A 13,604-nucleotide genomic window follows, 5' to 3' on the forward strand; every position below is an offset into this window, starting at 1 on the left:
ACCAAAGCCCGACCGTCAGGTCGCGGCGTGCAGAAGCTCAGGTCCGGTTGTAGTCGAACTCGGGCCGCGAGTGCGACCCGTACGCGGTCAGCGCGCCCTTCTCGCCGACCGCGTTGGGGCGGATGAAGATCCAGTTCTGCCAGGCCGTCAGGCGTCCGAAGATTTTCGTTTCCATCGTCTCCGGGCCGGCGAAGCGCAGGTTGGCTTCCATGCCGGTGAGCGCATCGGGCGACAGCGCGACGCGGCTCTCGATCGCCAGGCGCACTTCGTCGTCCCAGTCGATCTCGTCCGGTGCGAACGACACCAGGCCTGCCTCCTCGGCATCGCCGGCCGTGAACGAACCCGAGTCGCGCGACCGCAGCGCCTCCACGAACTCCGGAGCGGCGAGGAAGCGGGTCTGCAGGCGGGTGAGGCCGTTACTCATCGGCAGCGGCCCGAAGTTCATCCCCGACAACTGGATCGTGTTCTCTTCCCCGTCGTCATGGAACATGTACGAACGATCCGCGGCAAGTGCCAGCTCGAACAACGAGCCGGCGAAGCAGCTGCCCGGCTCGATCAGCGCGAAGAAGCTGCGCGACGTGAGGTCCATCCGCTTCAGGGTGCGCTTCATGAAGTGGACGATCTCGCGCACCAGCCAGTGATCCTGATGGGCGATGAGCAGTTCGTCCATGGCGAGCATCGCCGCCTGATCGCCGCGCGTCTTCACGACGACCGTGCCGATCAGCGGCTCGAGGATGCGAAGACGCAGCAGGGCATCGTCCAGCTCGCGGAACGCACGGAGCGGCCAGAACCGATCGCCGGCGGCGAGGATCTCCGCCGGGCTGGACGGCTGGTCCCCGTCGGGCCCCGTCACCGTCAGCGTCCCGACCCGTTTGTCGCGATCGATCTCGAGCGACACCGTCGAGTAGGTGACGGCGTTGTCGCCGACCCTGCAACCGATTGGATTCAGCGTGATGCCCGGCCCGGCGGCCGGACGGTCGGATTTCGCCGCCAGCTCCTGCGCGCGCGCGGCGACCCGCTGCTTGAACTGGCTGGTCGGGTAGACCGCATCGACCAGTCGCCATTCGACGGCGCGCCTGCCCTTCACCCCTTCGGCGACGGTACCGAAGACGTCGGCCAGGTCGCGGCGGACCTTGCGCTTGTCGACCACGCGGGTCAGTCCGCCGGTGCCGGGCAGCACCCCGAGCAGCGGCGTTTCCGGCAGGCTGACGGCTGAATTGCCGTCGTCGACCAGGATGATCTCGTCGCAGGCGAGCGCCAGCTCGTAGCCGCCGCCCGCGCAGATGCCGTTGAGCGCGGCCAGGAACTTGAGGCCCGAGTGGGCGCTGGCGTCCTCGATGGCCAGGCGGGTTTCGTTGGTGAACTTGCAGAAGTTCACCTTCCACGCGTGGGTGGAGCCGCGCAGCATGAAGATGTTGGCGCCGGCGCAGAACACCCGCTCCTTGAGGCTGGTGATCACGACGGCATGGACCTCGGGGTGCTCGAACCGCAGCCGCTGAATCGCGTCCGCCAGCTCGATGTCGACCCCCAGGTCGTACGAGTTGAGCTTCAGGCGGTAGTCCGCCGACAGGCCCGCATCCTCCTGCACGTCCATCGACAGGGTGGCGATGTGTCCCTCGATGGTGAGCTTCCAGTGCCGGTACCGGCCGGGAGCGGTGTCGAACGAGACGGCCGGCATCGCGGCCTTGGTGGCGGCTTCCATGTCGTCTCAGCCTATCCCCCACCCTGACGGGTGTCAAGGCACTATAGTGCCTTCATCGAGAGAAATCGTGCGATATACTGCACCAACCTCGACATGGACGTTCTCCACGCGCTCGGGATGAAAGTGAGCGAGGCGCGCGCGGCGCGGGGCTGGACGCTCCGCGAGCTCGCCGAACGATCCGGGGTGTCCGTGCGATTCCTCGTGCAGCTCGAGGCGGGCCGCGGCAACATCTCGATCCGGCGCCTCGCCGATCTGGCGTCGGCGTTCGGCGCGACCCCGGCCGATCTGCTGCGCCAGGATCCCTCCACCCCGCCGCGCATCGTCGCGCTGCTGGGGCTGCGCGGCGCCGGCAAGACGACGATCGGCAAGCAGCTCGCCCGCCGTCTGCACGTGCGCTTCGTCGAGCTCGACCGCCAGGTCGAGAAAGCCGCGGACATGTCGCTCGCCGAGTTGTTCTCGCTGTATGGCGAAGAGCACTACCGCCGGCTGGAGCGCGAGTCGCTCGGCCGCGTCCTTGCCGAGCACCGGTCGATCGTTCTGGCGACGGGCGGCGGCATCGTGGCGTCCCCCGAGACATACGCGCTGCTGAGGCAACACGCGGCGACCGTGTGGCTGCGCGCCGCTCCGGAGGACCACTGGAATCGCGTGGTCCGCCAGGGAGACCGCCGGCCGATGGCGGATCATCCGCAGGCGATGGCCGACCTGCGCGCGCTGCTCGCCGCGCGCGAACCGTTGTACGCGAGCGCCGATCACACGGTGAATACCTCCGGCCGCGCGGTGGACGACATCGTCGACGAACTGCTACAAATCTCCGCATGAACCTCGCCGTCAGTCTCCTGTTCTGCCTGCTCTCTCTCGCCGGGGCGCCGCAAGGGCTCGCGCCCGGCGTGACATACGACCCATCCATCCCCACGCTCGAAGCGGTCATCGGACACGCGCCAGGCGATGCCATCACCACACCGGACGACATCGGCCGCTACCTCGAGGCGCTGGCCAGGGCGGCGCCGGATCGCACGCGGCTGGTCAGGTACGCGACCTCCTGGGAAGGGCGTCCGCTTCACTATCTGATCGTCGGTTCGAAGGAGCGCATCGCGAAGCTCGACGAGATCAAGCGCGGCATGCAGGTGCTCGCGTCCGGCGCGCCGGAGGCGGACCGTCTCCTCGCCGATCTGCCTGTCGTCGTCTGGCTGATTCACGGCGTGCACGGCAACGAGATCTCGTCGTCCGACGCCGCGCTGGCCGAGGCGTATCACCTGCTCGCCGCGCGCGGGAACGCGGACGCCGACACGACGCTTCGCGACGCCCTCGTCATCATCGATCCCATGCAGAACCCTGACGGCCGGCAGCGGTTCGTCACCCAGAACCTGCTCGGCCGCGCGCTCGAACCGGATCCCAATCCGCAGTCCGCCGAACACGACGAGCCGTGGCCCGGCGGACGCGTGAACCATTACCTCTTCGACATGAATCGCGATTACTTCGCGCAGTCGCAGCGGGAGACGCAAGGGCGGGCCCGCGTGATGCTCGAGTGGTACCCGCAGGTCGTCGTCGACCTGCACGAGATGGGCGGGAACTCGTCCTACTACTTCGCTCCGCCGGCGGATCCGATCAATCCGCTGATGACCGAATCGCAGCGGAAGTCGCTCGAGCTGTTCGGCCGCGCCAATGCCGCCGAGTTCGACAGGCGCGGCTTCGCGTACTTCGTCCGCGAGGTGTACGACGCGTTCTATCCCGGCTACGGCGACTCGTGGCCGGCCTTTCACGGCGCGATCGCGATGACCTTCGAGCAGGCGTCCGCGCGCGGCCTCGCCTTCGCGCGCGACGACGGCACGCTGCTGACGTACAAGCAGGGGGTCACGCATCACTTCACCTCCGCGATCACGACCGCGCTCACCGCCGCGCGCCACCGCGAGAAGCTGCTGCGCGAGTTCCTCGACTACCGCCGCGGCGCAATCGCCCTGGGCCAGAAGGGCACGCGGGAATACCTGCTGCCGCCCGGCAGGGATCCGTCGCGCACCGCGCGGCTGGCGCGGCTGCTCGCATCGCAGGGCATCCAGGTCCGCCGCGCCGAGGAAGCGTTCCAGGCCGGCCCGCAGCAGATGCCCGCCGGCACGTTCATCGTGCCGCTGGCGCAGCCCGCCGGCCGCCTCGCGCGCAACCTCATCGATCCGGACATCAAGATGGACGAGGCGTTCCTGAAGGAACAGGACCGCCGGCGGAAGGCGCGGCTGCCGGACCAGATCTACGACGTCACCGCGTGGAGCCTGCCGCTGATGTTCGACGTGGAGGTCGTCGCCAGCGACCGGGTGGCCGCGGTGAGGGCGCGCGACGTGCGCGCGGACGAGGAACCCGGCGCCGCGATCGCCCCTCCCCCGCCCGGAACGATCGGGTTCCTGATGCCGTGGGGCAGCGGGGCGGCCGCCGCGGTCACCGCCGCGCTGCGCGCCGGCATCAAGGTGCAGACGGCCGACGACGTGTTCACGCACGGCGGCCGCAGGTACGCGATCGGCACGGCGTTCGTGCGCCTCGCCGGGAATCGCGAAGGAACGGCGGAACGGCTGCAGCAGATCGCGCAGCGGCACGGGGCGGAGCTCGTTCCCATCGCGCAGACGTGGACCGAGGAAGGCATCTCGCTCGGCAGTGGACGCACCGCGCGGCTGCGCGAGCCTCGCGTGCTGCTCGCCTGGGACGCGCCGGTCTCGACGCTCTCGGCGGGCTTCGCGCGCTACGTGCTCGAACAGCGGTTCGGCCAGCGGGTCACCGCGATGCGCACCTCCACGCTGCAGAACTACGACATGAAGGACTACGACGTCCTGGTGCTGCCGTCGGCCGCCTACAGCTTCAGCGACGACGCGCTGAGGCGTCTGAAGGACTGGATCCGCAACGGCGGGACGCTGATCACGATTGCGGAAGCCTCCCGCTGGGCCGCGCGCGATCGGGTCGGCCTGCTGTCGACCGATACGCTGCTGCGCGACGGCTCGCCGGAACGGGACGCGCCCGAAGCAGGCGCCGCGCCGCCGGCGGCTGCAGGGGGGAAGCCGGACCTGTCGAAGCCGTTCGATTTCGAGAAGGCCATTCAGCCCGAGCGCGAGCGTCCGGAGAGTCTCGCCGGCGCCATGCTCCGCGTGACCCTGAATCCGTATCACTGGCTCACCGCGGGGCTCGACGGCGACATCCAGACCGTCTACGAGGGAGCGCGGGTGTTCGCGCCGCTGAAGCTCGACGCCGGCGTCAACGTCGGCGTCTATGCGTCAGGCGACCGCCTGGTGGCGGGGGGGCTGGTGTGGCAGGAGGCGCAGCCGCTGCTCAGCGGCCGTTCGTTCCTGATGCACCAGCCGACCGGGCGCGGCCACGTGATCGCGTTCGCCGAAGAGCCGAACTATCGTGCCTATTCGGAAGCGACCCAGCTGCTCTTCATCAACGCCGTGCTGCTGGGCCTGGCGCATTGAGGCTGCCAAAACGGGGACTGTCCCCTTTTCCGGGGTTTTTCCCAGCATTTCGTCGGCCGACTCGCGATTTGTCGAGCAAAACGCACCGCCGCGCGCCGGAAAAGGGGACAGTCCCCGTTTAGCTGCCGGTCACGACGGTCCGCTTGCACCTGAACTCGATCTCGAGCTCGATCTTGTCGTCCACGCTCATCAGCCGCGCCAGGGACGGCTTGGTCATGCCGTAGCTCGCGAAGTCGATCGTCGTCGTCGCGCGCCCCCCCACGGTGTCGTTGCCGAACGTCGCGACGACGTTCCAGGTGGCCTCCTTGGTGACGCCGTGCAGCGTCAAATCCCCGATCAACTGAAAGCCCGCCTGCGCCTGCATCCCCGCAGGGAGCGGCGCCGGCAGGCCGACCGCCCGCTTCGGCACGAACTCCATGGTCGGAAACTTCGCGGTCTCGAGCGTCCGGTTCTGCACGTAGCCGTCCCGCATCTGCTGATCGCTGGTCAGCGTCTTCAGATCGACCGACAGCTTCGATTGCGCGGCGTCAATGGAGCCGTCCGGCTTGATGACGATGGCGCCGGTGATGGCTTCGGTCGTGCCGACGGCGTCGCTGGGAAAGCTGATGCCGGCGAGCTGCTCGCGGACCTTGTACCGCGCTCTGGTACCGGTCGTGACTTCCAGCTTGTGAGGCTTGGTCGGATCGGGAGGCGGCACGTTGGCGCGCCCCTGCGCCAGCAGATCGGCCAGGCTGAACCCGACAGTCAACGCCACGAGTGCGACGGCAATTCGCTGCAATTTCATCAGCCACTTCTCCTAGAATGCACCCCTACCCTCTGGAGGTGTCCATGCGGCTCTCAAGATACACCGTCCCCGGCGTCATTCTCATCGCCCTCCTGCTCGTCACCTCGCGCGCGCGGGCAATCACCTACGGCTTCGTCGATACCACCAATGCGTTCTCGAACACCGGCGCGTTCATCGTCAAAGCCCCCGGCGGATCGATTTTCCCGATCTGTTCGGGGACGCTGATCGCGCCCGGCGTATTTCTGACCGCGAGCCACTGCACGCTCTTCTACGAGCGGGACCTCGCGCCGGACGGCTACACCGCCCTGGTCAGCTTCGACAGCCCGATTCCGTTCGGCGATCTGACGAGCAGGACGACGAAGCTCGTGACCGTGACCGAGGTGGTCACGAACCCCGGCTACAACGCCGCGCAGGCGGATTCGGGAGACATCGCGGTCCTGCTGGTGGATGCGCGGCAGACCCGGGGCATTACGCCGGCGACGCTGCCGGCCGCCGGGCTGCTCGACACCCTGTCGGCGCAGAACGGGCTGAAAGGGACCATCTACACCGCCGTCGGATACGGTCTGCAGAACCGCGTCACCGGCGGCGGCACGCCGTTCTTCGAGGACCGCAATCCCGTGCCGCGCATGTACGCGTTCTCGAGCTTCGACTCGCTGAACGGCGGCTACCTCCGCTTGTCGATGAACCCGGCGACCGGCGACGGCGGCACCTGCTTCGGCGATTCGGGCGGCCCCAATTTCCTGAACGTGGGCGGCACGCGCACGCTCGTCGCGATCACGATCACGGGAGACGCCGTCTGCCGCGCGACCAACGTCGTCTACCGCCTCGACATCGCGTCGGCGCGGGCGTTCCTCGCGCCCTACGTCACCCTGCCGTAGCCGTGACGAATCCCACCGCCCGGCGTCTGCGCGTCGGCATCTTCGGCGTCGGGCGGATGGGCCGCGTCCATCTCGAGCATCTCCTCCGCCTGCACCAGGCATCGCGCATCGAGCTCGCCGCGATCGGGGATCGCGTGCCGCAGACCCTGGAGTCCGCGTGCGCGGGACTGCCCGAGGCCGTGGCGCGGAGCGACACGCCCGAGCAGATGTGCCGCGAAGCGCCCGACGCCGTGGTGGTCGCGTCCCGAACCACGGATCACGCGCGCGACCTGCTCGCCTTCGCGCGACGGGGCATCCCGGTGCTCGTGGAGAAGCCGCTGACACGCTCGATCGACGAGGCCGCCGCCATCGAGCGCGAACTCGGCGCAGGCGCCGATCGGCTGGTGCAGGTCGCGTTTCAGCGGCACTTCGACGAGCCGGCGCGGGCGGCGCTGCGGTGGATCTCGCAGGGGCTGATCGGCTCGATTCAGCAGTCGCACCACGTCCTGCAGGACAAGAACCCGACGCCGGTGGGATACGACAGCGCCGGCATCACCGCCGACATGGCCATTCACCTGGTCTACGAGGCGATGAGCATACGCCGGTTCACGCTGCCGCAGCGCGTGCAGGCGCTCCAGTTCATGGCGCCGCCGTACGAGGACCGCGCCGGCGAGGGGGCGAACATCGTGCACGTGTTCTGCCAGTGGCCCGACGGATCGCTGGCGCACCTGTGGGGCTCGCGGATCAACGGGACCGGCTACGACAACGGCTTCACGATCACCGGGACCGACGGGCGCATCGACGTCGGCGAGTTCGTCGGCGACTTCGGTCCCGTCATGGCGCGCCTCTGGCGCGGAACCGGACGGGGACCGATCGCGCGGGGGACGCTCGCCGAGTCGCTGGAGTTTCCGATGACGCCGCCGCGCGCCGAGCATCCCGACTTCTATGCGCGATTCGGCGCGGCCTACGACGGGGAGCTGTGCGCGTTCCTCGATGCGGCCGCGTCAGGCGCCCGGCTCGAGCCCGGCCTCGACATTGGATGGAAGACGCTTCTCGTCGCCAACGCCGCCGAAGCCAGCTCGCGTCAGCACGGCCGCGTCATCGAACTGACGACGGCTGGCGGCGGCGCGTTCGAGTCGGCGGCGGAAGCGGCCGCGGCCAGCGCGGCCGCGGGGATGACGCTGCTTACGACGCCGTCTCCCCGGGTTTGAGCACCAGCACGTCCACGCCGCGGGGTTCCACCAGACGCTTCAGATCCTCGGGCGAGCCGGTGAGCAGCGGGAACGTGCCGTAGTGCATCGGCACCACCTGCCGCACGCCCAGCATCTCGCACGCCAGCGCCGCCCCGGCGGCATCCATCGTGTAGTGATCGCCAATCGGCAGGAAGGCGATCTCCGGCGCATACAGCTCGCGAATGAGGCGCATGTCGCCGAACACCGCGGTATCGCCGGCGAAGTAGATGCTGCGGCCGTCTTCGAGGCGCACCACGAACCCGGCGGCGAGACCGGCGTAGAGGTCCTGGCCGTTCTCCGCGATGCTGCTGGTGTGGAGCGCCGGCACCATCGAGATCCGCAGCCCCTTCACGCCGACGGTGCCGCCGACGCCCATGTCGACGACGTCCTTGAGCCCCTTGCTGCGGAACCAGTTGCCCAGCTCGAACACGGCAATCACGGGGGCGCCGGTCGCCCGCGCGACCGCAATCACGTCGCCGGTGTGATCCGAGTGGCCGTGCGTCACGCAGATGACGTCAGCCTTGTCGATCTTCGCGCCGGACGGCGTGCGTGGATTTCCCGTCAGCCAGGGATCGAAGACGATGCGCTTGCCGCCGGGCGTGACGATGAGGAACGTGGCGTGACCGTACCAGGTGATGGAGAGGCCAGACATCCGCGTAGTATAGCGGCCCCGGAGGGCGGCGGCGCACGCAGGCGACCGGCGCTCAGCCGTTGCGCCGCATCACCGCGGACAGCATCAGGCCGTACCGGTTGTAGCGGAAGCGCTGGACGGTGCAGCCGCAGCGCGCGGCGTAGTCCTCGAGCATGCGCTTGGTGAACAGGTGGGCGCGCGGCGTGATCACCTGGTCCATGAACATCGTCTTGCCGGTCTGCTCGTCGAGAAACCGGCCGAGCGCGACATAGGCGAGCGGCTGGAAGACGATCTTCGACATCGCATACGCGACGTCCGCGACTCTGCGGTCCCAGTGCCAGTAGAGATAGCGCAGCGGAAGCGTCGCCTTGTGCACGACGTAATAGTACGGATGCAGCTTGTTGTAGACGTTGACGTAGAGCGTCCCGCCCGGCCGGGTGATGCGCGCGAGCTGGCGGAAGACCTCGAACGGCTCTTCGGCGCAGTTGATGACGCCGATGCAGATCGTCAGATCCGACACCGCGTCGGGCAGCGACAGCCGGGCGGCGTTCTCGGCGAGCGCGCGGAAGCCGCGGGACTGCAGCTCGGCGACGTTCGCGGGGACGAGGTCGATCCCGGTGATGTTCTCGCGGGCGATGCCGGCGCGCAGATAGGCGTCGAACCAGTAGCCGACGCCGCAGCCGACGTCGTAGAGCCGCGTCTCGGGACCGCAGCCGGCGAGCACCTCGAACAGCAGTGGCTCGAAGCGCGCGCGCGCATCGCTGTAGTTGAACCGTCCGAACCGGTACTGCCCGTACAGCTCGCGCGCGTGTTCCGTGACGTCGTAATCGCTCATCGCACCTGCATCAGCGCCGACAGCATCAATCCGTAGCGGTTGTACCGGTACGCCTGCACGGTGCAGCCGCAGGCGCGTGCGTAGCGGCTCAGCCGGCGGCGCGTGAAGAGGTGCGCGCGGGGCGTCATCACCTGGTCCATGAACATCGTCCGCCCGGTCTGATCGTCGAGGAATCTCCCCATCGTGACATAGGCGAGCGGCTGGAAGAAGAACCGCGCTGCCCAGTACGCGGCGTCCGCCACCCTCGGGCTCCAGTGCCAGTAGGCGTAGCGCAGCGGAAACGTCGCGCGGTGGACCAGATAGTAGTACGGATGGAACCGGTTGTACACGTTCAGATAGATGAGGCCGCCGGGCCGCGTGATCCTCACCAGCTCGGTGAAGGCGCGAAACGGATCGTCCGTGTGGTGAATCACGCCGAGACTGACGGTGAGGTCGGAGGAGCGGTCGGGAACGTCCAGGTCGAGCACGTCGCCGACGCTGGCATCCAGGCCGCGCGCCTGCAGGTCCGCGATGTTGGCCGGCGCCAGATCGACGCACCGGATCCGCTCCTTGCGCACCCCCGCCTGCAGGTAGGCGTCGATCCAGTAGCCGGTGCCGCAGCCGATGTCGTACAGCACGGTCTCGGGCGTCGCGCGCCCGAGCGCCTCGAACAGGAGCGGTTCGTAGGCGTCGCGCCGCCGGCCGTAGCCGAACGTGCCGAAGCGGTAGCGATCGTAGAGCTCACGCGATTGTGCGACCGAGTCCTTCATGCGCTACTTCTCGATCAGGTAGCGCTGCAGGACCAGGGCATCCAGACCGGACTGATAGAAGCAGTCGATCGCGTCGCCTGGTGTTTCGACGAGCGGCATTCCGTTGATGTTGAGCGACGTGTTCAGCACGAGCGGAACGCCGGAGAGCTGGTCGAACTCGCTGATGATGGCATGGAAGGACGGGTTGGAGGCGCGCGATACGGTCTGCAGCCGACCGGTGCCGTCGAAGTGAACCACGCCGGGGACCCGGCTCTCCCACCCGGCGCGGAACGGCAGCACGCGCTCCATGAAGTACGACGTCTGCCGATCCGCTCCCTCGAAGACCTCCGCCTGACGCTCTTCGAGCACCGCCGGCGCGAACGGCCGGAACGCCTCACGATACTTCACCGTCGCGTTGACCAGGTCCTTCACGTCCGCTCGCGTCGGATCGGCCAGGATGCTGCGGTTGCCGAGCGCCCGCTGCCCGAATTCGCTCCCCCCCTGAAACAGCGCGACGATGCGCCCGTCGCGGATCAGGCGGGCGACGGCGGCGGGCATGCCGTGAAGCTCGGTGAAGCGCAGCTTGCGCCGCCGCAGCTCGGCGGCGATCTCGCCGTCCGAGTAGGTGCGGCCGAAGTAGTTGTGGCGGCAGGGGCGGGACACCTCCTGGCGGAGCACGCCGCGCAGCCCATGAAACGCGGCGCCCATGCTGATGCCCGTGTCGTCAGGACTGCCGCCGACGAAGACCTCCCGGTACGGGGTGCGGTCGAGAACCTTCCCGTTCAGCACCGAGTTCATGAAGAAGCCGCCGGCGGCCACGAGGCGCTCGCCGCGCGTCTCCTGGTGCAGCGCATTCAGGACCGCGAAGGTCGTTTCCTCCACGACCCGCTGCACGGCGGCCACGATGTCGTAGTCGCGCTGGCCGGGCTCGGCGTCGCGGGCGACGGGCTCGCCGAGCAGTTCGCACAACCGGCGGGCGAACAGGCGGGGGGTGAACGGCAGGTGATACTCGAAGTACGACAGATCCACGTGGAAGTCGAGTCCCTCCACGCGGATGAGCGGGCGGATGACGCGATAGTAGCGGTCGCTGTCGCCGAGCGAGGCGAGCGCCATCACCTTCCATTCGTCGCTGTACGGACGAAACCCGAGGAAGTCGGTGAACGCGGCATAGAAGAGCCCGAGCGAATGCGGGGTCGGGTAGGTGCGCCGGATGCGCAGCCCGCCGCCATCCATCGAGCCGGCGAGGCCGCAGGTGTGCTCGCCGAACCCGTCGAGCACGAGCACGTCCGCGGCATCGAAACCGGACGGATAGAACACGCTGGCGGCGTGCGCGGCGTGATGATCCACGAAGTGGATCTGCAGCGTGGAGTCCGCCAGCGTCAGCGACTGCGAGACGTCGTGAACCGGCGCGCCGCTCATCGCCGCCAGTTCGTTCAGCGCGAGGTAGCTGATCTTGCCCCGGTTCTGCATCGCGTCGAACAGCGTGCGGTCCGACCGTCCGATGTAGAACCGCGGATGCCAGCCGACGAAGGCGTGGGTCACGTCCGCGAACGAGAGGCCGGCCGCATCGCAGCAATAGCGAATCGCCCGGGTCGGGAAGGCCTTGTCCTGCTTCACCCGGCTGAGCCGCTCTTCGCAAATGGCCGCGCGCAGGGCGCCGCCCACGAAGAGGCTGGCGGACGAGTGGAACCCCGAGCAGTTGATCCCGAGAACGGCCATGAGGCCTAGTATAAAATTGAAGGGTTGGCCACCGCCCCTCTCAATTTCATCCGCGGCCGCAAGAAGCGCAGCGACGGCAGCGCGGATGTCCCTCGGCAGCCGAAGCCGGAATGGCTCAAGGTCCGGGCGCCCGGCTCCGAAAACTATCACCGGCTGAAGGGACTGATGCGCGGCCTGGGGCTGCACACCGTCTGCGAGGAGGCGAACTGCCCGAACATCGGCGAGTGCTGGCACCACGGCACCGCGACGTTCATGATCCTCGGCAGCACGTGCACGCGGTCGTGCGGCTACTGCAACGTGACGCACGGCACGCCGCTGGCGCCCGACGATCAGGAGCCGGTGAACGTCGCCAGCGCGATCCACGCACTCGCCCTCAACTACGTCGTCGTCACGTCGGTCGACCGGGACGACCTTCCCGACTTCGGCGCCGGACAGTTCGCGCGCACGATCGCCGAGACGCGGGCGCGCATCCCGGCATGCCGGATCGAAGTGCTGATCCCCGACTTCCAGGGAGACGACGCGGCGCTGCGGACCGTGATCGAGGCGCGCCCCGACGTGCTGAACCACAACATCGAAACCGTTCCGCGCCTCTATCGCACCGCCCGTCCGGGCGGCCGGTACCCGCGCGCGCTCGAGGTGCTGAGCCGGACGCGGCGACTCGCCCCGTCGATGGCGACGAAGTCAGGGTTGATGGTCGGCCTCGGCGAAGCGTGGGACGAGGTGGTCGCCACGCTGAAGGATCTGCGCGCGGCCGACGTGAACATCGTGACCATCGGCCAGTACCTGCGTCCGTCGCTGGCCAACCTGCCGATGGTCCGCTATTACACGCCGTCGGAGTTCGCCGAGCTCAAGCGGATCGCCCTCGAGCTGGGCTTCGGCCACGTCGAGTCCGGTCCGCTCGTCCGCAGTTCCTACCATGCGCACGAACAGGCGGAATCGTTCGAAGCGACCCGCTAGAGATTTCCAAATTCCCAATTTCCAGATTTCCACATTCTGCTGAGGTCGCTCGGTTTGCAGTCTGCCCTGCGCAGGGGGACCGATGCGGAACCATGTTTCTCACCTGGCCGTCGCGATTCTGACCGCCGCGATCGGCATCGCCTGCACGGGACGCAGCAACGCGGTCGACAACGAGCGCACCGAGCAGAGCGGCGGCGCGCGCGGCCTCAACCAGCGGGTGTCGCTGGAAGGGTGCGTCGAGGCGGCGCCGGGCCCGAACGCGTGGGTGCTGCGCCACGTCGCCGAAGTGCCGCCGGCGCAGCAGCCGCAGGGGCAGGAGCGGATGGAACACGCGCCGCTGGTCCCGCGCGGATCCTGGGTGCGGCTGGTGTCGGGCAACGACGATCTGAACGAGTTCCTCGGCAAGCGGGTGACGCTCACCGGGCACGTGCGCGACGCCGGCGGGAACACGATCGGCACGTCGGGGCAGTCGTCGCCGATGCCGCGCGCCGGCGAAGCCAACGGCCAGGCGCCGCAGGTGGCGGTGGAGCAGGTCAAGGAGCTGGAGAGCCCGAGCGGCACGTGTCAGCAGCGGCTGGGTGATACCGCGCGGCCGACGGGTAAGTAGAAACGGGGACTGTCCCCATTTCCCGGTCGGACACGCCTCAGGCGCGCGGAAATCAACCCAATTTCGTTGGCCGTGCCCGTAACTCATTGAACGGAGCCGGAAAATG

12 protein-coding genes are annotated in these 13,604 nt (G+C 68.4%); 6 read left to right on the forward strand and 6 right to left on the reverse strand.

All coding sequences use genetic code 11. The features are described from left to right. Nucleotides 1-37: 37 nt before the first annotated feature. A complete protein-coding gene (gene boxC, locus VFK57_24050; protein HET7698812.1) occupies nt 38-1,702 on the reverse strand; it encodes a 2,3-epoxybenzoyl-CoA dihydrolase in 1,665 nt (554 codons plus the stop codon). Between the two features lie 93 nt (nt 1,703-1,795). Between boxC and VFK57_24055 the strand changes: the two genes are divergently transcribed. Both VFK57_24055 and VFK57_24060 read left to right on the forward strand, forming a co-directional pair. Beyond that, a complete protein-coding gene (locus VFK57_24055) occupies nt 1,796-2,521 on the forward strand; it encodes a shikimate kinase (protein HET7698813.1) in 726 nt (241 codons plus the stop codon). After that, on the forward strand, nt 2,518-5,148 hold the full coding sequence (locus VFK57_24060; protein HET7698814.1) for a M14 family metallopeptidase: 2,631 nt from the start codon (nt 2,518-2,520) through the stop codon (nt 5,146-5,148). The genes VFK57_24055 and VFK57_24060 overlap by 4 nt, the downstream gene beginning before the upstream one ends. Nucleotides 5,149-5,266: 118 nt before the next feature. On the opposite strand, the gene VFK57_24065 is transcribed toward VFK57_24060, so the two are convergent. After that, nucleotides 5,267-5,932: a YceI family protein gene (locus VFK57_24065; protein HET7698815.1), complete on the reverse strand. Its 666-nt coding sequence runs from the start codon at nt 5,930-5,932 to the stop codon at nt 5,267-5,269. Nucleotides 5,933-5,976: 44 nt separating this feature from the next. Between VFK57_24065 and VFK57_24070 the strand changes: the two genes are divergently transcribed. Both VFK57_24070 and VFK57_24075 read left to right on the forward strand, forming a co-directional pair. After that, entirely contained in the window at nt 5,977-6,810 is an 834-nt protein-coding gene (locus VFK57_24070; protein ID HET7698816.1) for a trypsin-like serine protease, read from the forward strand. Between the two features lie 2 nt (nt 6,811-6,812). Further along, complete coding sequence (locus VFK57_24075; protein ID HET7698817.1) at nt 6,813-8,000, forward strand: Gfo/Idh/MocA family oxidoreductase; 1,188 nt, start codon at nt 6,813-6,815, stop codon at nt 7,998-8,000. Here the strand turns inward: VFK57_24075 and VFK57_24080 are convergent. The 4 genes from VFK57_24080 to VFK57_24095 are packed head-to-tail and all read right to left on the reverse strand — an operon-like array spanning nt 7,975 to nt 11,934. Continuing rightward, a complete protein-coding gene (locus tag VFK57_24080; protein ID HET7698818.1) occupies nt 7,975-8,673 on the reverse strand; it encodes a metal-dependent hydrolase in 699 nt (232 codons plus the stop codon). The genes VFK57_24075 and VFK57_24080 overlap by 26 nt on opposite strands. A 52-nt stretch (nt 8,674-8,725) precedes the next feature. Further along, nucleotides 8,726-9,487, reverse strand: coding sequence for a class I SAM-dependent methyltransferase (locus VFK57_24085; GenBank protein ID HET7698819.1), 762 nt, complete (start codon nt 9,485-9,487; stop codon nt 8,726-8,728). Further along, nucleotides 9,484-10,236 carry a class I SAM-dependent methyltransferase gene (locus tag VFK57_24090; protein HET7698820.1) on the reverse strand — a complete coding sequence of 251 codons (753 nt, stop codon included), beginning with the start codon at nt 10,234-10,236 and terminating at the stop codon, nt 9,484-9,486. The genes VFK57_24085 and VFK57_24090 overlap by 4 nt, the downstream gene beginning before the upstream one ends. Before the next feature lie 3 nt (nt 10,237-10,239). Further along, complete coding sequence (locus VFK57_24095) at nt 10,240-11,934, reverse strand: carbamoyltransferase C-terminal domain-containing protein (GenBank protein HET7698821.1); 1,695 nt, start codon at nt 11,932-11,934, stop codon at nt 10,240-10,242. Between the two features lie 48 nt (nt 11,935-11,982). On the opposite strand from VFK57_24095, the gene lipA reads away from it, so the two are divergent. Together lipA and VFK57_24105 are read left to right on the forward strand one after the other, a co-directional pair. Next, complete coding sequence (gene lipA / locus VFK57_24100) at nt 11,983-12,891, forward strand: lipoyl synthase (GenBank protein HET7698822.1); 909 nt, start codon at nt 11,983-11,985, stop codon at nt 12,889-12,891. Between the two features lie 82 nt (nt 12,892-12,973). Further along, the gene (locus VFK57_24105; protein HET7698823.1) at nt 12,974-13,498 is read left to right on the forward strand and encodes a hypothetical protein; all 525 of its coding nucleotides are present in this window, start codon (nt 12,974-12,976) and stop codon (nt 13,496-13,498) included. The last annotated feature ends 106 nt before the right edge of the window (nt 13,499-13,604 follow it).

Source organism: Vicinamibacterales bacterium (assembly GCA_035699745.1).
Taxonomy (GTDB): domain Bacteria; phylum Acidobacteriota; class Vicinamibacteria; order Vicinamibacterales; family 2-12-FULL-66-21; genus JAICSD01.

Excerpts from the sequence above, each read along its gene's own strand:
- VFK57_24080 (HET7698818.1), bottom strand. The coding sequence starts at position 8,673 with ATGTCTGGCCTCTCCATCACCTGGTACGGTCACGCCACGTTCCTCATC.
- VFK57_24095 (HET7698821.1), bottom strand. The coding sequence starts at position 11,934 with ATGGCCGTTCTCGGGATCAACTGCTCGGGGTTCCACTCGTCCGCCAGC.
- VFK57_24060 (HET7698814.1), top strand. The coding sequence starts at position 2,518 with ATGAACCTCGCCGTCAGTCTCCTGTTCTGCCTGCTCTCTCTCGCCGGG.
- VFK57_24105 (HET7698823.1), top strand. The coding sequence starts at position 12,974 with ATGCGGAACCATGTTTCTCACCTGGCCGTCGCGATTCTGACCGCCGCG.
- VFK57_24090 (HET7698820.1), bottom strand. The coding sequence starts at position 10,236 with ATGAAGGACTCGGTCGCACAATCGCGTGAGCTCTACGATCGCTACCGC.
- VFK57_24065 (HET7698815.1), bottom strand. The coding sequence starts at position 5,932 with ATGAAATTGCAGCGAATTGCCGTCGCACTCGTGGCGTTGACTGTCGGG.
- boxC (HET7698812.1), bottom strand. The coding sequence starts at position 1,702 with ATGGAAGCCGCCACCAAGGCCGCGATGCCGGCCGTCTCGTTCGACACC.
- VFK57_24055 (HET7698813.1), top strand. The coding sequence starts at position 1,796 with ATGGACGTTCTCCACGCGCTCGGGATGAAAGTGAGCGAGGCGCGCGCG.
- VFK57_24085 (HET7698819.1), bottom strand. The coding sequence starts at position 9,487 with ATGAGCGATTACGACGTCACGGAACACGCGCGCGAGCTGTACGGGCAG.
- VFK57_24070 (HET7698816.1), top strand. The coding sequence starts at position 5,977 with ATGCGGCTCTCAAGATACACCGTCCCCGGCGTCATTCTCATCGCCCTC.